18 protein-coding genes are annotated in these 18,520 nt (G+C 70.3%); 9 read left to right on the top strand and 9 right to left on the bottom strand.

The features are described 5' to 3' along the window. Positions 1–70 precede the first annotated feature (70 nt). Together KLK06_RS42715 and KLK06_RS42710 are read left to right on the top strand one after the other, a co-directional pair. Positions 71–694 carry a response regulator transcription factor gene (locus tag KLK06_RS42715; RefSeq protein WP_214641430.1) on the top strand — a complete coding sequence of 208 codons (624 nt, stop codon included), beginning with the start codon at positions 71–73 and terminating at the stop codon, positions 692–694. 115 nt (positions 695–809) lie between these two features. Next, positions 810–1,826, top strand: coding sequence for a WD40 repeat domain-containing protein (locus KLK06_RS42710; RefSeq protein ID WP_214641429.1), 1,017 nt, complete (start codon positions 810–812; stop codon positions 1,824–1,826). A 90-nt stretch (positions 1,827–1,916) separates the two neighbouring features. Here KLK06_RS42710 and KLK06_RS42705 read toward each other — a convergent pair whose 3' ends face one another. After that, complete coding sequence (locus tag KLK06_RS42705; RefSeq protein ID WP_214641428.1) at positions 1,917–2,570, bottom strand: helix-turn-helix domain-containing protein; 654 nt, start codon at positions 2,568–2,570, stop codon at positions 1,917–1,919. Positions 2,571–2,695: 125 nt separating this feature from the next. Here KLK06_RS42705 and KLK06_RS42700 point away from each other — a divergent pair, with 125 nt between their 5' ends. The 3 genes from KLK06_RS42700 (at position 2,696) to KLK06_RS42690 (ending at position 5,134) form a co-directional block, all read left to right on the top strand. Further along, complete coding sequence (locus KLK06_RS42700) at positions 2,696–3,178, top strand: DUF3237 domain-containing protein (RefSeq protein ID WP_214641427.1); 483 nt, start codon at positions 2,696–2,698, stop codon at positions 3,176–3,178. A gap of 16 nt (positions 3,179–3,194) precedes the next feature. Continuing rightward, positions 3,195–3,641 carry a nuclear transport factor 2 family protein gene (locus tag KLK06_RS42695; RefSeq protein ID WP_214641426.1) on the top strand — a complete coding sequence of 149 codons (447 nt, stop codon included), beginning with the start codon at positions 3,195–3,197 and terminating at the stop codon, positions 3,639–3,641. Positions 3,642–3,850: 209 nt separating this feature from the next. Then, a complete protein-coding gene (locus tag KLK06_RS42690; protein WP_214641425.1) occupies positions 3,851–5,134 on the top strand; it encodes an MFS transporter in 1,284 nt (427 codons plus the stop codon). On the opposite strand, the gene KLK06_RS42685 is transcribed toward KLK06_RS42690, so the two are convergent. Continuing rightward, positions 5,121–6,815, bottom strand: a complete 1,695-nt coding sequence (locus KLK06_RS42685) for a serine/threonine-protein kinase (RefSeq protein WP_214641424.1) — start codon at positions 6,813–6,815, stop codon at positions 5,121–5,123. The genes KLK06_RS42690 and KLK06_RS42685 overlap by 14 nt on opposite strands. A 294-nt stretch (positions 6,816–7,109) precedes the next feature. Here KLK06_RS42685 and KLK06_RS42680 point away from each other — a divergent pair, with 294 nt between their 5' ends. Beyond that, the gene (locus KLK06_RS42680; RefSeq protein WP_214641423.1) at positions 7,110–8,264 is read left to right on the top strand and encodes an RtcB family protein; all 1,155 of its coding nucleotides are present in this window, start codon (positions 7,110–7,112) and stop codon (positions 8,262–8,264) included. A gap of 12 nt (positions 8,265–8,276) precedes the next feature. On the opposite strand, the gene KLK06_RS42675 is transcribed toward KLK06_RS42680, so the two are convergent. The 5 genes from KLK06_RS42675 to zwf all read right to left on the bottom strand — a co-directional run bounded on the left by KLK06_RS42675 (position 8,277) and on the right by zwf (position 13,896). After that, entirely contained in the window at positions 8,277–8,657 is a 381-nt protein-coding gene (locus KLK06_RS42675; RefSeq protein ID WP_214641422.1) for a hypothetical protein, read from the bottom strand. A gap of 96 nt (positions 8,658–8,753) precedes the next feature. Then, positions 8,754–9,365 (bottom strand): bifunctional 4-hydroxy-2-oxoglutarate aldolase/2-dehydro-3-deoxy-phosphogluconate aldolase, encoded by a 612-nt coding sequence (eda, locus tag KLK06_RS42670; protein ID WP_214641421.1) that lies wholly within the window; start codon positions 9,363–9,365, stop codon positions 8,754–8,756. Further along, positions 9,362–10,372 carry a glucokinase gene (gene glk / locus KLK06_RS42665; RefSeq protein WP_214641420.1) on the bottom strand — a complete coding sequence of 337 codons (1,011 nt, stop codon included), beginning with the start codon at positions 10,370–10,372 and terminating at the stop codon, positions 9,362–9,364. Before glk ends, eda begins: the two co-directional genes overlap by 4 nt. Before the next feature lie 49 nt (positions 10,373–10,421). Continuing rightward, positions 10,422–12,362: a phosphogluconate dehydratase gene (gene edd, locus KLK06_RS42660; protein WP_214641419.1), complete on the bottom strand. Its 1,941-nt coding sequence runs from the start codon at positions 12,360–12,362 to the stop codon at positions 10,422–10,424. 58 nt (positions 12,363–12,420) lie between these two features. Next, positions 12,421–13,896: a glucose-6-phosphate dehydrogenase gene (zwf, locus tag KLK06_RS42655; protein WP_214641418.1), complete on the bottom strand. Its 1,476-nt coding sequence runs from the start codon at positions 13,894–13,896 to the stop codon at positions 12,421–12,423. 142 nt (positions 13,897–14,038) lie between these two features. On the opposite strand from zwf, the gene KLK06_RS42650 reads away from it, so the two are divergent. Next, positions 14,039–15,229 carry an ROK family transcriptional regulator gene (locus KLK06_RS42650; protein ID WP_214641417.1) on the top strand — a complete coding sequence of 397 codons (1,191 nt, stop codon included), beginning with the start codon at positions 14,039–14,041 and terminating at the stop codon, positions 15,227–15,229. Between the two features lie 65 nt (positions 15,230–15,294). On the opposite strand, the gene KLK06_RS42645 is transcribed toward KLK06_RS42650, so the two are convergent. After that, complete coding sequence (locus tag KLK06_RS42645) at positions 15,295–15,807, bottom strand: hypothetical protein (RefSeq protein WP_214641416.1); 513 nt, start codon at positions 15,805–15,807, stop codon at positions 15,295–15,297. Between the two features lie 89 nt (positions 15,808–15,896). Continuing rightward, positions 15,897–16,598 carry a DUF2470 domain-containing protein gene (locus tag KLK06_RS42640; RefSeq protein WP_214641415.1) on the bottom strand — a complete coding sequence of 234 codons (702 nt, stop codon included), beginning with the start codon at positions 16,596–16,598 and terminating at the stop codon, positions 15,897–15,899. 76 nt (positions 16,599–16,674) lie between these two features. Between KLK06_RS42640 and rpsD the strand changes: the two genes are divergently transcribed. Continuing rightward, positions 16,675–17,289, top strand: coding sequence for a 30S ribosomal protein S4 (gene rpsD, locus KLK06_RS42635; protein ID WP_214641551.1), 615 nt, complete (start codon positions 16,675–16,677; stop codon positions 17,287–17,289). A gap of 2 nt (positions 17,290–17,291) precedes the next feature. Further along, a complete protein-coding gene (locus KLK06_RS42630; protein WP_214641414.1) occupies positions 17,292–18,512 on the top strand; it encodes a low temperature requirement protein A in 1,221 nt (406 codons plus the stop codon). The last annotated feature ends 8 nt before the right edge of the window (positions 18,513–18,520 follow it).

The following is an 18,520-nucleotide window of genomic DNA, read 5'->3' as shown; positions in this document are numbered from 1 at the left end:
CGGAGTGGTGGTCCGCGGGACAGGGATGGAAAGGTGGCGGGACATGCGTACGGGTGGTGGGGGTGGTGGCGTGACGACTCGGGTTCTCCTCGCGGACGATCAGGACGATGTGCGGATCGGGTTCCGGCTCATTCTCGACTCGCAGCCCGACATGACGGTTGTGGGGGAAGCGGCTGATGGGCGGGCGGCCGTGGAGCTCGCCCGGCATCTCAAGCCCGACGTCGTCCTGGCCGACATTCGGATGCCCAAGCTCGACGGGCTGGAGGTCACCCGGGTGCTCGCGCAGGAGACGCGGGTGATCGTGGTGACCACGTTCGACCTCGACGACTATGTGCACACCGCGCTGCGCAACGGCGCTTGCGGGTTCCTGCTGAAACGGTCGGGGCCGACGCTGCTCATCGAGGCCATTCGTGCCGCCATGGCCGGTGACACGCTTATCAGTCCGCAGGTCACTGTGCGGCTGCTGCGCCACCTCCGCGCATCCGGGCCGGAGCCGCTCAGGGAGCCGCTCACGGAGCGGGAGGTGGAGATCGCGCGATTGGTCGCGCACGGGCGTACCAATGGTGAGATCGCCGCCGAGTTGTTCATCAGCGCAGGCACGGTGAAGACGCATGTGGCCAATGTCCAGCGCAAGGTGGGAGCGGCGAATCGGGTCGGGATCGCGGCCTGGGCGTGGAACTCGGGGACCGCTTGAAAGGCGGAGAAAGCTGCGTAGCATCTCACGGATGCGCGGGGTACGGCAGTAGCCTCGATTTGTGATCTATCGGAGGAGTCGTCGGCTCTCGCGGTGGAGTGCGGCGGTTGTGGGCGTGATCGTCATCGTGGCGGCCGTCGCCTGGTGGTCCAGCCGGGAGTTACGGCCATGTGAGCGGCTCGACCGCTGGCTGGATCGCAGCGGGTGTGTGGCCGTACATCACGTGCCGGGGTTCGTGGGGAACGAGGCCTTGAGGAGCTTTCCCGCGATCGCCTTCGCACCCGATGGGAAGCATCTGAGCATGGTCGGCACCGAGGTGCAGCAGACCGGCCAGGCCGAGGACGACAAGCAGCCGCCGCCTCAGCGTACGGCGCTCGTGACGATCGATGCGACCAGCGGGGCGGTCACCGATCACACCGCCGAAGGCCCCTATCTTCGGGGCGGCCTGGTCGGAACGCTCGGCGTCTCCTGGACGGGCCGGTACGCCGCGGGGGTGTTCTTCGAACCCGGCTGGCGAGGCAGTACGTCCGAGGACGACGGCACCTTGCCCAAGGGACGCGTCCGCCTGTGGCGTCTGGACGGTAGCCCCGGAGGCTGGGAATCACCGGTGATGGAGCTGCCCCGGACCCAGGGGATGATCTTCTCTCTCGATGAGACCGCGGTCGAGGCGGCCGGCCTGTGGTGGGACGTGCGAACGGGCAAGCGGCTGGAATCGCGGGACCAGGAGGCATGGGGGCGCCGGTGGGGAGCGCGGGAGGTGGCCAGCGCGGACGGCACGGTGAAGGCGGCTTGGGACGGCAAGGCCGGGCAGGTGACACTGTCGGATGCGCGGTCCGGAAAGGTGCTGCGAGCGCTGCCCGGCGACCTGGGGCCGGAGGCGGATGTGATCGGCCCCTGGTTCCACTTCAGCCCGTCCGGCAAGCGGCTGTCCATGATCGCCACAGTGCGGGGAAGCGACGACGCGGCCCTGCGCGTCTGGGACATCGGGTCGGGCAGCCGGCTGTTGAACCTCGCCTCGCCCCTTCTACGCACCCGCAGCGCCTGGTCTCCCGACGAACGGGTGCTCGCGGTCGAAGCGACAGGTGACAGCCGCGATGAAGGGGGCGGCGTGGCGTTGTTCCGACTCCCGTGATCTTCCACCCACGCGCGGCGGTTCCCGCCCTCAACCCCATCCAGCAGCGATGTTCGGTCGACGGAGTTGCAGAAGCCCAAGGTGGCTGGTCTAGCGGTTGAGGCCGAAGAGCTCTCTCGTGGCTTGGACGGCGTCAGGCTTTCCTCGAACGTGGAGGCGGCCGGTGGAGACGGCGGTGGGGGACGCGGTGGGATCGCGTCCGATCTCGGCGAGGGTCGCGGCATCGGCGAAGGTCAGGACGGCGTCGGGATCGGCGGCGTGCCCGGGGCAGGTGTGCAGCGCGCCGTCGGTGATGCGGGCGTGCATGGCGTCGGCGCCTACCCGGAACTCGACGGTGAGGGACAGGGCCTGGGCCCGCTCCGGCTGGAACATCGCCCGCAGCGACGGCGTGATCCAGTGGATCTGGAAGGCGTCGTCGTCGCCCTGCTCCCCGAGCAGGCGCATGCCGAACCGGGCCAGCTCGGTCATCGCCGGTTGCAGCTCCCGGCCGAGCGGCGTCAGCTCGTACACCTTTGACGCGGCGGGCGCGGGAAGCGTGCGCCGGCTGATGATTCCGGCTTCCTCCAGCGTCTTCAGGCGGGCGGCGAGCATGTCGGTGGAAACGCCCACGAGGCCGCCAAGGAGATCGACGTAGCGTTTCGGGCCGTCCAGCAGTTCGCGGACGAGCAGCAGGGTCCACCGCTCGCCGACCAGGTCGAGCGTTTTGGCCACCGCGCAGTAGTGACCGTAGGAACGCGATGCCATGACGGCAGCCTAGCGCACGCTCCGCCGACTCCAAGCTTGTGATCTTAAATTCAGAGCGATTACTTGACTTTTCCAAGTGATCGTTTCAAGGTGGTGTCACGGCAGGACCTACTCCGGAGGACCACATGACCCTTCTCGACACCGACCCAGGCATCACCGCGGTCACGGTCGAGCGCCTGTGCGACTTCGCCATCACGTTCCAGGCCATGCAGACCTTCTCCACCCCGCTGGGCACGCGCATGATCGCGGTCGTCGAGCGCGGAACCGTCGAGGGACCGCGGCTGCGCGGCGAGTTCCTGCCCGGCGGTGGTGACTGGATCATGGTCGGCTCCGATCGCGTCGCCCGCCTCGACGTCCGGGCGACGATCCGTACCCATGACGACGAGCTGGTGTTCGTCACCGTCACCGGTCGCGCCACGCTCTCGGACGAGGCGATCAGCCGGCTGTGGGCCGGCGAGACCATCGGCTGGGACGAGATGCACGCACGGTCGGCGCCGCTGTTCGAGACCGGCGCGGAGCGCTACGCGTGGCTGAACTCCACCGTCGCCATCGCTGTCAACGAGCTGTCGCTCAACCACGTCACCTACCGCGTATACAGCGTTCAGTAATAGGAGGATCGGCGCCATGCCCACCACCGCATCGCCCGCACACAACGTCAGGGAACTCTTCGACACCTACGTCACGACCTTCGCCACCCGCGACGCGGACGCGATCGTCGGGCTGCACTCGCCCGCAACGCGGTTCTGGCTGCACAACGGCGAGCAGCCGGTCCACGGTCGGCCCGCACTTCGCGACACCTTCGCCGCCATGTTCGCCCAGTGGCCGGAGATGGGATTCGACATCCACCGGACGATCATCGGCGACCGCCACTGGGTGCTCGACTGGGCACTCACCGCCGTCCTCACCGACCCCGACGGCAACCGGCGCCCGATCCGTTTCGACTGCCTCGACGTGGTCACGCTCGACGAGAACGGGCTGGTCGAACGTAAGGACACCTTCATCGACCTGCCCCAGGCCCAGGCCGCGCTCACCGCCGCATCGGCGGCGGCCGGGGTCAGAGGCCATTCATGACCCCCAAGGTCGGAGTGCGTCCGACACCAGGAGGACACCACTTGTTGCTAACGATCTGACAAATCCCGTGTTCGTCTCGCGTCAGCCGGGTAGGCATCGCGCAAGCCGGGTGACGTGTGAGCCGGATCACACTGGGAGTCCCGGTCCGGGCTGAGGAGGCGCAGGTGACGCACGATCACGGGTTACCAGCGGCGGAGTACCAATCCCAGGTGAGGAAGGCAGCGACGGCGAGCGTCGTCGGTACTGCCATCGAGTGGTATGACTTCTTTCTCTATGGCACGGCCGCGGCGACCGTATTCGCCGACGTCTTCTTCCCCAAGTCGAGCCCGTACGCGGGTGTGCTGGCATCGTTCGCCACGTACGCGGTCGGCTTCGCCGCCAGGCCGATAGGCGCGGCGATCTTCGGGCATTGGGGAGACCGCATCGGGCGTAAGGCCACGCTCATCATCACCCTCGTCATGATGGGCGTCTCAAGCGCGCTCATCGGCGTGCTGCCGGGCACCGCCAGTATCGGCGTGGCCGCGCCGGTCCTGCTGGTCATCCTGCGCATCCTGCAAGGGATCGCGGTCGGTGGCGAGTGGAGCGGCTCGGTGCTGCTGTCGATGGAGTGGGGCAACCAGCGCAGGCGCGGCCTGATGGCGAGCTGGCCGCAGGTCGGCGTGCCCATCGGCCTCATACTCGGCACGGGCGCGATGTCGCTGGTGGCGCTCGCGGCCGGCGACGCGTTCAAGGACTGGGGCTGGCGGATTCCGTTCCTGGCCAGTCTCGTGCTGGTCGCCGTCGGTCTGTGGGTGCGGCTGCGGGTGATGGAGACGCCGCTGTTCGCGCGGCTCCTGGAGACCAAGCAGGTGGCCAAGCTGCCGGTCGTCGAGGTCCTCAAGAAGCACCCCAAGGAGGTCGTGTTCAGCGCGCTCCTGCGCGTTTCGGAGCAGATGCCGTTCTACCTCTACACGACGTTCGTGATCACCTACATCACGGCCCCGCACATCGGGATGTCGCGCACGTTCGCGTTCGCCGCCGTCAGCGCCGCGGCGGCCGTCGAGCTTGTCGCGATCCCGTACTTCGGGCACCTCAGCGATCGGATAGGCCGCCGCAGGATCTACCTGATCGGGGCCGCGCTGCTGGCGGTGGTCGCCTTCCCCTACTATGCGCTGCTCAACACCGGCATCGCCGTCGTGATCCTGCTCACCATGATGATCACGCAGCTCCAGCACTCCATGGAGTACGGCCCGCAGGCGGCGCTCATCGCGGAGAGTTTCCCGACCAGTCTGCGGTACGGAGGAGCCGGGCTGGGATATCAGCTGGCCTCGGTCATCGCGGGTGGACCGGCACCGCTGATCGCCACCTGGCTGCTGCACGACTACGGCTGGCAGGCGATCTCGGTGTTCATGATCATCGGTGCGGTGATCGGTTTCGCCGCGACGCTCGCACTGCCCGACCGTTCGAAGATCGACATCAGCGACCACGCCGCCTACGGCTCTAGTCGAGCCTGACCCGCACCCCGGTGCTCAGGCCGGAGTCATGCAGCTCCAGCCCCGCGGGCTGGGCCTCCTTCGGCAGCTCGAACAGCAGCGCGCCGCTGAAGGACTGGCCCGGCCCGATGCGGACCGGGGTGACCTCGGTGCCCGCCTTGTCGAGCAGCTTGGTGCCGCCGTGTAAGGCGTCGTCCTCGTCGACCAGTTTCTGCTGGCCGGGGTAGAGGACCCGGGCCTCCTGGCCGATGTTGTTGACCTTGACGCTCACCTGGCAGGTGCGCTGCGTCGCGCTCCTCGCTGGTTTGGGGCATTTGGTGCCCGTCACCGCGAACTTCAGCTTCCCGTCCTGCACCGGGCTGTCCGCGCCGACCGGGTCGGGCGATCTGAGCGCCCACGTCAGTACAGCCAACAGCAGCACCAGCAGCACGATGGCCACCACGATGGCGGTCAGGCAACTGGCGAACACGCTTCTCTTCGGCTTGGCCGGGAACGCCGGGCCCCTTGGCCCGGGCTGCAGTGGCATCTGGCCCGTCTGATGAGCGGAAAGCGGCACCTGTCCGGTCTGCTGAGGAGCCAGTGGCGCCTGGCGGGGTGGTGGCGGGGCCTGGGCGGCCGGGCGGGGCACCGGGCCGCGTCCCGGTAGCGGTCCCTGGCCGGTCGTCCGATGATGGGCTTGAGGCTGGTGAGTCTGCGACGGGTGGGGCTGAGGCGGGTGCGCCTGCGGCTGATGGGCCTGGGGCGGCGGGGTCCAGCCCGGCGGCGCCTGTCGTACCTGCGGATTGTGCGGGAACTCGGCCAGCGGTGGGAACTCCGATGGGTTCCACGAGCTGCTGAGGTGGCGCGTCGCGGCGAGCTGGGCGGCCGGCTCGTCGGCCGCGCCGACGAGTTCGAGCAGGAGCTGCTTGGCCGCGGGGCGGCGCGCGGGGTCGGGATGGATGGCCGCGGCCACCAGCCGGTCGAGCGGCGCGGGCAGGCCGCGCAGGTCGGGCGGGGCGGTGCGGGCGCGAGCGGCCATGACGTAGGCGTCGCCCTCGCCGAACGGGTGGCCGCCGAGCCCGGCGTAGGCGATCAGCGACCCCCACGCGAACACGTCGCCCGCCGGGCTGGTGCGGCCCTCGAAGACCTGCTCGGGAGCGATCCAGCCGGGCGTGCCCATCACCATGCCCGCGTTGGTGTGGCGGGAGGAGACGTGGGTCGAGCGGGCCAGCCCGAAGTCGATCACCCGGGGGCCGCCCAGCGTCAGCATCACGTTCGCCGGTTTGAGGTCGCGGTGCACCAGGCCGGCGGCGTGGATCGCGGTCAGCGCCGCCGCGACGCCCACAGCCGCCGAGTGCAGCACGGACGGGGTCAGAGGGCCGTGCTCGATCAGGTGGTTTTCGAGAGAGACGCCCTCGATGTACTCGGTGACCAGGTAGAGGACCCCGTCGTGCTCGCCGTGGTCCAGGACGCGGGCGGTACAGAACGAGGCGACCTTGCGGGCGTTGGACACCTCTTCGTGGAAGCGCGCCCGGTAGACCGGATCGGCGGTGTAGTCGCGGCGGATCGCCTTGAGCGCGACCTGTACGCCGTCGGCGGCCTTGGCCAGGTAGACGGTGCCCATGCCGCCCGAGCCAAGGCGGCTGATCAGCTCATAGGGGCCGATCGCCGGCGGGTCGTCCGGCGTCAGCGGAGTGCCTGCGGAGCGCCCCTGCTGCCCCAACGTCGCTGTCCTCTCGCCTTCGTTGCCCCGTTGACTCAACCGATGCGATCCTCCGCCCGGCATGCCCGTTCCCCAAGACTCTAACGGAGGAACGGGCTGCCTGGTGGCGACTGAGTTTGGACGGGTTGTGGCACCTTTGTAGCGGAACGGGTGGTGCAGCCCACGGCGACGTCCTCGGCCCGCGAGCCGAACGGCGGACCCGAACAGTCCGTAAAACCCGCATTCGATAAAATGATTGGGCATTCCTCTCTGGTCCCGCCAAACTGATCACGAACCAGTGAGGAGATTCAACCCATGCCGAACCAGCCCGCACCGAACCTGCTGTCGTGGGCCAGTGAGATCGACGAAGGCGCGATCGCGCAGGCCGCACGCACTGCCCGCCTGCCATTCGTTTCCGGTCACGTCGCTCTCATGCCCGACGCGCATATCGGCATCGGTGCCACGGTCGGTTCGGTGATTCCCACCGAAAACGCGATCATTCCCGCCGCCGTTGGTGTGGACATCGGCTGCGGCATGGTCGCCACCGAGACGACGCTGACGGCTGACGACCTGCCCGACACCCTGGCCGCCCTCATGCCGATGGTGCAGCACCGCATCCCGGCCGGCGTCGGCAAGGGTCACCAGGACCCGTCGATGGACCGTGCCCTCGGCGACCTCGGACTCCCCTACACCGACCTGAACCCCAGGCAGACCAAGAAGGTGGCCGACCAGTTCGGTACCCTCGGCTCCGGCAACCACTTCGTCGAGGTCTGCCTCGACGAGCGTGACCGGGTGTGGACGGTGCTGCACTCGGGTTCGCGCGGCGTCGGCAACCAGCTCGCCACGATGCACATCGTCGGCGCCAAGAAGCTGATGAAGAAGCAGGTCATCGGCCTGGAGGACCCGGACCTCGCGTACCTCGTCCAGAGCACGCCGGAGTTCACCGCCTACATCGAGGACATGCTGTGGGCGCAGCGCTACGCCATGGCCTCGCGTGCCCGGATGGACAAGGTGCTGATCAACGCCCTGTTCCGGGTCGTGGGCCAGGGCGAGCGGGTCCGTACGATCAACTGCCACCACAACTTCACCCAGCAGGAGTCCCACTACGGCAAGTCCCTCTGGATCACCCGCAAGGGAGCCATCAAGGCCGACACGGGAGACGAAGGAGTGATCCCCGGCTCGATGGGCACGTGCTCGTACATCGTGCGCGGTCGTGGAAACCCCGAGTCGTACAATTCCTGCGCCCATGGTGCGGGCCGCCGCATGTCTCGCACAAAGGCGAAGCGGGAACTGTCGGCGACCTCTCTCACCGCGGCCATGAGCGGTCGAATCTGGAATGCGGACAGGGCCGCCGCACTGGTGGACGAGCATCCCGCGGCGTACAAGTCCATCGACCAGGTAATGGCCGACCAGAAGGACCTGGTGGCCATTCAGCACACTCTCCGCCAGATTTTCAATTACAAGGGTTGAGGCCCACTCCTTTTATCCGCGCGCCCTGGCGACCAGCGAGGTCGTCAGGGCCGCGAGCAAGGGGATGAGAGTGAGGCCGACCAGGAACAGCAGCCCGACCGGCCACAGCCCCTGGCCGCCTTCCCGGAGCTCCTTGATCACGGCGGGGGCGAAGGAGACGTAGAACGGAGCGGCGGCCAGCACCCCCCACAGGACGCCCACCTGAGGGACGAACCACCCGGCCAGACCGGCCAGGACCGCCAGGACGAGGAACGAGGGCAGCAGGTAGGGCGAGTCGAAGAAGTCGCGGGGAGCGTCGGCGGAGACCACGGGCGAGGTGACGACACAGAGGGCTACGGCGAGGGATCCCGCGATGACGAGGATCAGGGCCCACACGATGACGGAACGGGACATGCGACTCCCAAAGGGGTGTGAAGTCCATCCTGATCACCGACGACCTTCCCGGCATCGGCCGTACTCATCCGGCCTGATTGACGTCAGCGGGTTGCGCTAACGGAGAGCGGCCGCCTCGGCGGCCAGCTTCTCCACGCGGCCCCAGTCGCCCGCGGCCAGGGCGTCGGCCGGGGTCAGCCAGGTGCCGCCGACACAGCCGACGTTCGGCAGCGCGAGATAGTCGGGCGCGGTGGCCGGCCTGATGCCGCCCGTCGGGCAGAACCGCACGTCCGGCAGCGGTCCCGCCAGTGCCTTCAGGTACGGTATGCCGCCCGCGGGCTCGGCCGGGAAGAACTTCAGCTCCTTCAGACCCCGCTCGGCCAGCGCCATCACCTCGGTGGCGGTGGCCGCGCCGGGCAGGTACGGGAGCCCGCTCGCCGCCATCGCGTCGGCCAGCGACAGCGTCGTCCCGGGCGAGACCAGGAACTTCGCCCCAGCCACCAAGCACGCCGCAATATCATCAGAAGTCCGGATTGTTCCGGCGCCGACCACGGCCTCCGGCACCTCGGCGACGATCCTGGCGATGGCCTCCAGCGCGTCAGCCGTACGCAAGGTCACCTCGATGACCGGCAGGCCGCCCGCGACCAGCGCCCGCGCCAGCGGCACGGCGGTCTCCACGTCGTCGATCACCACGACCGGGATCACGGGGGCGAGATCGAGCAGGCTCATGAAATGTCTCTCCTCATCGGATACAGCTCTCTGCGCTCGTGCGGGGACCCCAGCTCCCTTGCCGCGCGCTGCGCCAGCCAGGCGGCGGCGCCCGTCAGCGCCGGTTGCGGGGCGACGATGAGCGTGGTCGCGATGGCCGACAGGTAGCCGGCCATGTCCGGGTTGTCGGCGAATCTGGCGCGGAAGTCGCTGGTACGCACGCGCTCCACGATACGGGGCAGTACTCCGCCGCCGAGATAGACGCCGCCCCTGGCGCCGAGGGTCAGCGCCACGTTCCCGGCGAAACTCCCCAGCATCCCGCAGAACACCTCGACCGTCTCCGCGCACAGCGAGTCGTCCAGCCGCGCCACGATGTCGGAGACCGACAGGCTGGGCGGATTGACGCCGTTGACCTGGGCGAGTGCCCGGTGCAGCCGTACCAGGCCCGGTCCCGACAGGACGTGCTCGGCCACCACGTGGTCCAGGCCCCCGGCGCGGAGTGCCCGGACGATCTCCCGCTCCCGGTCGTCGAAGACCGGCACCGTGACGTGCCCGCCCTCGCCGGGGATCGGCGTCCAGCCGCCGTCGGCGGGCACCAGCCCGGCGACGCCGAGCCCGGTGCCGGGGCCGAGCACGGCCTTCACGCCGTGGGCGGGTTCCGGGCCGCCCAGGGACGCCAGGTCGCCGGGCTCCAGATGGGGCAGTGAGACGGCCAGCGCCTCGAAGTCGTTCAGCAGCACCGCGTACGGCAGGCCGAGGTCGCTCGCCGAGCCGCTCCAGGCCGAGTTCGTCAGCGTGTAGCGGTCACCGTCGACGGGCCCCGCCACGGCCAGGCACGCCGCCCCCGGCCGCACTCCGCCCGCGTGTTCCGCGAGGTAGGCGGCTACGGCTTCCGGGAGGGTGTCGTAGTCGGCCCCCGCCAGGACCGCGACGTGCGACGGCCGCGCTCCCGGCGAGGTGACCAGCCCGAACCGGGCGTTGGTGCCACCGATGTCGGCGACCAGCCACGGCGGATCGAACGCGCTCACGGCGCACTGTCCAGCGAGCGGAACACGTCATCCAGCGTGTGGAACGCGGTCATCCCGCGACGCCCGCGTGCTGCCCGAGAGGCGCGCCGGACTCCAGGTGGGAGGCGCCCGCCTCGGCGGGGAAGCCCAGGCCGGGGCCGTGGTCCGGGGACTCGGCGCCGCTGATCCCGAAGATCCCCGCACCCTGCTCCGCGTGCCCCGCCATGCGCCGGAACGTCGCGAACAGCTCGCGCCCCGTCCCCACCCACTGCGCGTCGCTCAGCGGCCGGCCGCCGGGCGTGCGCCGGGCCAGCTCCTCGGCCGGGACCAGCACTTCCAGCGTCCCCGCCGCCGAGTCGAGCCTGATCACGTCGCCCTCGCGGACCAGCGCGATCGGCCCCCCGTCCGCCGCCTCGGGCGACAGGTGGATGGCCGCCGGCACCTTGCCGGACGCGCCGGACATGCGGCCGTCGGTCACGATCGCCACCCGCTGCCCCCGATCGAGCAGTACGGCCAGCGGCGGCGTGAGCTTGTGCAGCTCGGGCATGCCATTGGCGCTCGGCCCCTGGTAGCGGATGACCGCCACGAAGTCCTGCCCGTCCAGCTCGCCCGCCTCGAACGCGCGCAGCAGGTCGAGCTGGTCGTCGAACACCTTGGCCGGAGCCTCGATCACCAGGTGCTCGGCCTTGACCGCCGACACCTTGCTGACGGCCCGGCCCAGGTTGCCCTCGAGCATGTGGATGCCGCCGTCGGCGGAGAACGGCGCGGCCACCGGCCGTAGCACGTCGAGGTCGGCGCTGCCGTCGGACAGCTCCGACCAGGTCAGCTTCCCGTCGGACAGCGACGGAGCCGAACGGTAGTGGTCGAGGCCGCGCCCCGCCACGGTCAGCACGTCGGCGTGCAGCAGGCCCTCGTCCAGCAGGTCGCCGATGAGCACCTGCATGCCGCCGGCGTCGCGGAAGTGGTTCACGTCCGCCTGGCCGTTGGGGTAGATCTTGGTCAGCGAGGGCACGGCCTTCGACAGGCAGGCCAGGTCGTCCCAGGTCAGCACGATGCCCGCGGCGGCGGCCATGGCCACCAGGTGCAGCGTGTGGTTGGTGGAGCCGCCGGTGGCCAGCAGCGCCACGCAGGCGTTCACGATCGACTTCTCGTCGACCAGCTCGCCGATCGGGGTGTACTCGGGGCCGTGCGCGGTGATCTCCACCGCCCGGCGCCCGGCCGCCTCGGTCAGCGCGTGCCGCAGCTCGGTGTGCGGGTTGACGAACGTCGAGCCGGGCAGATGCAGGCCCATGACCTCCATCAGCGCCTGGTTGGAGTTGGCGGTGCCGTAGAAGGTGCAGGTGCCGGGGGAGTGGTACGACTTGGCCTCGGCGTCGAGCAGCTCGTCGCGGCCCACCTTGCCCTCGGCGAAGAGCTGCCGGGTGCGGGCCTTGACCTTGTTCGGCAGCCCCGACGTCATGGGGCCGGCGGGCACGAAGATCGCGGGCAGGTGCCCGAAATGCAGCGCCCCGATGAACAGGCCCGGCACGATCTTGTCGCAGACGCCCAGCAGCAGCGACGCGTCGAACATGTCATGCGACAGCGCGATCGCGGCCGCCATGGCGATCACGTCGCGGCTGTAGAGCGACAGCTCCATGCCGGCGCGGCCCTGCGTGATGCCGTCGCACATCGCGGGCACGCCACCCGCCACCTGCGCGACGCCGCCGGCCGCGCGCACCGCCGCCTTCAACTCGGCCGGGTACGTCTCGTACGGCTGGTGGGCCGAGAGCATGTCGTTGTAGCTGGTCACGATCGCCACGCCGGGCTTGGCCGAACCCATCAGCAGGGGCTTGTCGGCGGCGGGCGCGGCGGCGAAGCCGTGGGCCAGGTTCGCGCAGCCGAGGTGCGCGCGCGCCGGGCCCTTGGCGCGGGCGGCTTCTCCGTCGCGCCGGATCCGCGCCAGGTAGACGGTGCGGCTGGCCTGGCTGCGTTCGGTGATCCTGTCGGTGATCTCCTGGATGACGGGGTTCACAGACCCTCCTTCGTCGGGTCCTCAAACCCAAAATCGCGGTGTTCGGTGGTGCGCTCGCTCACGCCTGGTCCTCTTCGTGCCACACGCGCCCGCTGCGGGCGAGCAGCTCGTGGGCGCCCGCTGGGCCGGTGGACCCGGCGGGGTAGGGCTCGGGCAGCTCGGCCGACGACTCCCAGGAGGCCAGGATCGGGTCGATCCACTGCCAGGCGGCTGCCACCTCGTCGCGCCGCATGAACAGCGTCGGGTTGCCCGCCAGCACGTCCGTGAGCAGCCGCTCGTAGGCCTCGGGAACGCGCGTGGTGAACGTCTTGCCGAAGCTGAGGCTCAGCGGCACCGGCTTGAGCGCCACCTCGCCCGCTCCCGGCTCCTTGGCCATGATGTGCAGCTCGATGCCCTCTTCCGGCTGCAGCCGCAGGACGAGGCGGTTCGGTGAGCCGCCGGGGAAGATGGAGTGCGGCACGTCCTTGAACTGCACCACGATCTCCGAGGTCCGGCGCGGCAGCCGCTTGCCGGTGCGCAGGTAGAACGGCACCCCGGCCCACCGCCAGTTCTTGACCTCGGCGCGGATCGCGGTGAACGTCTCCACCCGGCGCGACGCCTCGGTGGGCGCGGTGGACCCGGGCTCGTCCAGATAACCGGGCATCCCGTCCGCCTCGGTGTACTGGCCGCGCACGGTGAAGCGGTCGACCTCGGTGCCGGTGATGGGCCGCAGCGCCTGGAGCACCTTCACCTTCTCGTCGCGGATCGCCTCGCGGTCGTTGCGGGCCGGCGGCTCCATCGCGGTCATGCAGAGGAGCTGGAGCAGGTGGTTCTGCACCATATCGCGCAGCGCGCCGGCGTGGTCGTAGTAGCCGCGCCGGCCCGGCGTGCCTACGGTCTCGGCGGCGGTGATCTGCACGTGGTCGATCCAGAGGGAGTTCCAGATCGGCTCGAGGAAGGCATTGGCGAAGCGGAGCACGAGCAGGTTCTGCACGGTCTCCTTGCCCAGGTAGTGGTCGATACGGAAGATCTGCGCCTCGTCGAAGATGGCGCCGACCTCCTCGTTGATCCGCTGCGCGCTGGCCAGGTCGCGACCCAGCGGCTTCTCCAGCACCACCCGGGAGCGCGGCGTCACCAGGCCCGCCTTGTCCAGCTCACGGCAGAACGGGCCGAACGTCATCGGCGGGCTGGCCAGGTAGAACACCCGGTCGCGCTGCTCGTGCCCGCCCAGCAGCGCGGTCAGCGCGCTCCAGCCGGACCGGTTCTCGCCGCCCACGTCGACGGACACGTGGTGCAGGCGGCCGAGGAAGCGCTGCCACGCGCTGGGGTCGGCCGGGACCTGGTCGCGTACCTCGGCGTCCACCTTGCCGCGGAAGTCCTCATCGGTCAGCCCGCCTCTGGACATGGCGATGATCCGCGTCTCGGGGGAGAGGCGGCCCTCCACGTCGCTGTGGTACAGCGCCGGGAGCAGTTTGCGCATGGACAGGTCGCCGGTGCCGCCGAAGACGACGAGGTCGGCGGTGTAAGCGGCGGTGGGAGCTGAGGTGGGGGACACGGCTGGGAACTCCGATGATTTACCAAGCAGGGACAGAACGGACACTAGCCAGAGTTACGTACCTACACAAGCTGAGTTTTGCTATTTGAGATGAAAAAGTCGTGACTTTTCATTACCTAACCTCCTGTGATTCACTTGGCGGATGCCTCGACGTACCGCCGCGACCCTCGCCACGAGTGGCGAGGTGCTCCGCCTCATCCGCACCGGTGAGGCCGTGACACGGGCGGACCTCGGCCGGGTGACCGGCCTGTCCCGCCCCGCGGTGCAACTGCGCGTCGGCGAGCTGCTCGAGCGCGGCCTGGTCGTGGAGCGGGCCGACGCGCCGTCCACCGGTGGCCGGCCGCCGGTCCGGCTGGAGTTCAACGCCTCAGGCGGCGTGGTGCTGGTGGCCGCCCTGGGCGCGAGCCGTACGCGGGTGGCGGTCTGCGACCTCGCGGGCCGCGAGCTTGAGGGCCGCGACTTCGCCATCGACGTCGAGCAGGGCCCCGACGTGGTGCTGCCGCTCGTCATGGACACCTGGGACGAGCTGCTCGGCGACCGGCCGCGCTCGCTGCTGCGCGGTGTGGGCATGGGCGTGCCGGCGACGGTCGAGTTCGCGCAGGGACGCACGGAGAGCGCCAGGGTGATGGCCTCGTGGACGGGCGTGGTGATCCCGCCGCTGGTCCACGAGCGCTTCCCGGTGCCCGTACTGATCGACAACGACGTCAACCTGCTGGCCATAGGCGAGCACCGGGGCGCCTACCCCGAGCTCGGCGACCTGATGTTCGTCAAGGTGTCCACCCGGATCGGCGCGGGCGTCATCGCGGGCGGCGAGATCCTGCGCGGCGCGCTCGGCGCGGCGGGCGAGATCGGGCACATCCCGGTACGCGACGGCGGCGGCGTGCTCTGCCGCTGCGGCAACACCGACTGCGTCGACTCCGTCGCCAGCGGCACCGCGCTGCTGCGCGACCTGCGGGCCGCGGGCAAGGACGTCAAGACCATCGCCGACGTGACCAGGCTGGTGCGCGCCGGAGACGCCGAGACGATGGCGATCGTCCGCGAGGCGGGCCGCCAGATCGGCGAGGTCCTGGCCGTCGCCGTCAACATCCTCAACCCGTCCGTCGTGGTGCTCGGCGGCGACGTGGCCGAGGCGTTCGGGCCGCTGGTGTCGAGCATCCGCGAGGTCGTCTACCGCCGCTCCACCGCGCTGGCCACCCGCCGGCTCCGCATCGAGCCCAGCAGGCTGGGGGCCGGGGCGGGCATCAGCGGGTGCGCGGTCATGATCCTCGACCACGTGCTCTCGCCCGACGCCGTCGACGAGAGCATGATCACCCGCCTCAAGATCAGCTCCTGACGGTCAGCGCTGGACGAGCTGCCGCAGCTCCGCGACGAGGCCCTCGACCACCCCATCGCGCGGCGTCAAGGGCGCTTGCCGGGCCAGGGATTCTTCGTCTTGCGCGGCGGCGGGCTCTGGCTCTGGGGAGTACTCCTCGGCGGCGGAGTGCGCCCCGTGGCCGCCTCGGACAGCACGGGCCCCGGTGTGGGCCTGATCCCCCGGTGGGGCGACGGAGCCGGTGACAGGCCGCTGCTGGGGCTCACCCGGGTGCTGGCAGGCCGGGTGGAGGTGGGGGTGGCCGTTGGCGTGGCCTTGGCGGTCTTCCTGGCGCCGAGGGTGGGCGTGGGATCCGCGGTGGGCTGCGTGGTGTGGACCGGACGCGTGACCGGGACGCGGTAGCGGGCCAGCTTCGACTCGATCGCCCCCGGCTCGCCCCGGCGCGGGCCGGGGCGATCATGGTCGGGCAGGCTGACCAGAGTGAGCTGCGTGCCGGTGAAGGCACCGCCGACCAGGATCGCCGCGGTGGCCAGCATCAGGCAGCCGGCCAGTAATCCGGCGACCATCAGAATCCGCCTGCGCCGCTCCGTATGGTCCACAGGCGCCGATGATAGTGATCCGGCGCCCCGTCCCGGGTGACTCCCAGCGAATCGTGATCAAGTTCCCGCGGCGCGCGGACCCGTGACGGTCAGCACGCGCACAGCAGGCCGCGCAGCGCGGTCTCCAGGCAGAGCGCGGTGTGCGCGGGCGTCGGCCAGGGGAAGCGGAGGAGCTGGTCGTCCACGCGGACCGTCGCCCCGTAGCGGTCCAGCTCCCACAGCCACACGTCACCGGCGTCCTCGCCGAGGTGCTTGGACACTCCGCCGGCGAGCTGGGCCCGGTGCGATTCGTTGATGTGGGCCAGCACGCGCTCGGCGGTGGCGGCCAGCGGATCGGGGGCGGCTTCGAGGTAGTCATCGGCGTCCAGCACCCCGGAGTCGCGCCCGGTCAGGTACACCACCTGGCCGATGTCGAGCCGCAGCAGCCGGGGCGCGTCCGGCCGGCCGTACCTCTCCAGCGCGTCGAACAGGGCCTCATCGGCCGTGTGCGCCGCGACCGCGACGGCGGCCTCACGCGCGTCACTCTCGGGTACGGCCTGCGCCCACCCCTGCACCTCGAGCAGCCCGCGCGGATGCTCCACCTGGCCGAGCACGCGCATGGCGGTCAGGTTCACCGCCACGACGGCGTCGTCGCGCAGCCCGTGCAGCGCCTCGCCCGGCCGCACCAGCAGCACCGGGCGGCCCCGCTCGTCGACTCCGCCACGGGCGGGCGCGGGGGTGCCGTCGATGGACAGCCGGGCGACGCTCGCCGACACGGCGAGGGTGCGGATCCGCTCGGGGATCGTGAGCATGGCGCCTCCTTGAGATCACAGCCGACAGTAGGTTAGCCTTGCCTAAGTAAGGACTACCTAATCACATGAGGTGAACGTGCGCTACACCGGTCCGAAGGTGCGACTGTCACGTCGCGCGGGCGTCCCGCTGACCAAGAAGGCCGTCCGCTATTTCGAGCAGCGCCCCTACCCGCCGGGCGAGCACGGCCGCAAGACCAACCGCCGCACCACCGGCGACTACGGGCTGCGGCTGCTGGAGAAGCAGAAGCTGCGCTGGTACTACGACGTGTCGGAGCGGCAGCTACGCCGCTACTGGGGCCTCGCCCTGCGCAAGCCGGGCGCGTCGGGCGCCGAGCTGGTCGCGCTGCTGGAGAGCCGCCTGGCCTCCCTGGTGCTGCGCGCCGGGCTGGCGCCGTCGATCTACGCGGCCCGGCAGTACGTCAACCACGGCCACATCGCCGTCGACGGCCGCAAGGTGGACATTCCCAGCTATCTGGTCAAGCCCGGCCAGGTCATCAGCGTGCGGGAGCGCTCGCGCGGGATGCAGCCGTTCGTGGCCGCCAAGGAGGGCGTGCACGCCGACGAGCGGATCGCACCCTACCTCTCCGTCGACCACGCTGATCTGCGGTTCACGCTGGTCAGCAGGCCCCAGCGCGAGCAGATCAACGTCCCGGTGGACGAGCAGCTGGTCGTGGAGTTCTATTCTCGTTAGCCGTGAGTGATGCGGGTGAGCGGCACGCCAGCTGGCTGGAATTGTTCTTCGACCTCGTCGTGGTGGTGGCGGTCGCGCAGCTGGCGCACCGCCTCCAGCACCCGACCTGGGGCGATGTGGCGTTATTCGCCATCCTCTACTACGCGGTGTGGAGCATCTGGACGTCCCTGACGCTCTACTCGAACGTCCGCGCCGAGCAGACGCACCTGCGCAGCATGCTGGTCGGGATGTTCGGCATCGCGGTGATGGCGGCGGCGGCCCCCGACGTCGCGCACGCGATCCCCGGCGTCGGCACGCACGACGGGTGGTTCATCGCCGCCTACATCATCTGCCGGGTCAGCGCCTCCCGGTCGATCCAGGCGGCCGGCACGGTGATGACCTCCTGGCCCGCGGCCCAGCTCGGCGCGGGCCTCGGGCCGTGGATCGCCTCGACCATGATGCAGAACGAGTGGCGCTACTACCTGTGGGGCCTCGGCGTCGCGCTCGACCTCGCCTTCTCCATCGCGCAGAGCCGGCAGCCGGAGCGCCTGGTCAGCGAGCTCAAGGCGCAGGCGGAGCGGCTCAGGGCGCGCGAGCTGCGCCGGGCCGGCAGGGCCGGGAGGCTCTTGGAGGCGCGCTACCTGGAGGAGCCGAAGGCCGCCGTGCTCGACCCCGCGCACCTGGGTGAGCGGCTCGGGCTGTTCGTCATCATCGTGCTGGGCGAGGCGGTCATGCAGGTCGTGATCGCCTCCTCCGGGCTCGACTGGGACTGGCCGCTCGGCCTGGCCGCCGTGGCCGGGTTCGGGCTGATCGTGTCGCTGTGGTGGCTCACCCTCCAGTACGGCCTGAGCGCCGTGCCCGAGATCCACGAGCGGGGGCTCAAGCCGTACATCGCGCTGCCCGCGCACTACGCCATGACGGCGGGCATCACCGCGACGGCGGCGGGGCTCGGCGCGGTGGCCGCCAAGCCCGCCGAGCACCTGCACGGCGGCGTCCAATGGGTGCTGTGCGGCGGCCTGGCCGTCTACTTCGCCGCCTCCACCGTGCTCGGCCTGGCCAACGGCGCCGAGCGCCGGTGGATCTGGGGCTGGGCCGTGCCCTCGATCGTGGTGCCGCCGGCGATCGCCGGACTCGCGGGGCTGGTGCCGGCGTGGAGCGTGGTGGCGCTGCTGCTGGCCGTCACCCTCTGGCGGGTGGGCTACAGGCCCAAGGCGGTCGCGGCTGCCCGAACCGATAGCGTGTGATCATCTGC

The sequence above is a fragment of the Nonomuraea sp. NEAU-A123 genome (assembly GCF_018603905.1).
GTDB lineage: Bacteria > Actinomycetota > Actinomycetes > Streptosporangiales > Streptosporangiaceae > Nonomuraea.
Note: the sequence above shows the minus strand (reverse complement) of the source record. Positions and strands in the feature narration are given on the sequence as shown.

Bases quoted from the DNA above. Each gene is read 5' to 3' on its own strand.
- KLK06_RS42705 (WP_214641428.1), bottom strand. From the start codon at position 2,570: ATGGCATCGCGTTCCTACGGTCACTACTGCGCGGTGGCCAAAACGCTC.
- KLK06_RS42700 (WP_214641427.1), top strand. From the start codon at position 2,696: ATGACCCTTCTCGACACCGACCCAGGCATCACCGCGGTCACGGTCGAG.
- KLK06_RS42695 (WP_214641426.1), top strand. From the start codon at position 3,195: ATGCCCACCACCGCATCGCCCGCACACAACGTCAGGGAACTCTTCGAC.
- KLK06_RS42680 (WP_214641423.1), top strand. From the start codon at position 7,110: ATGCCGAACCAGCCCGCACCGAACCTGCTGTCGTGGGCCAGTGAGATC.
- KLK06_RS42675 (WP_214641422.1), bottom strand. From the start codon at position 8,657: ATGTCCCGTTCCGTCATCGTGTGGGCCCTGATCCTCGTCATCGCGGGA.
- eda (WP_214641421.1), bottom strand. From the start codon at position 9,365: ATGAGCCTGCTCGATCTCGCCCCCGTGATCCCGGTCGTGGTGATCGAC.
- KLK06_RS42650 (WP_214641417.1), top strand. From the start codon at position 14,039: ATGCCTCGACGTACCGCCGCGACCCTCGCCACGAGTGGCGAGGTGCTC.
- KLK06_RS42640 (WP_214641415.1), bottom strand. From the start codon at position 16,598: ATGCTCACGATCCCCGAGCGGATCCGCACCCTCGCCGTGTCGGCGAGC.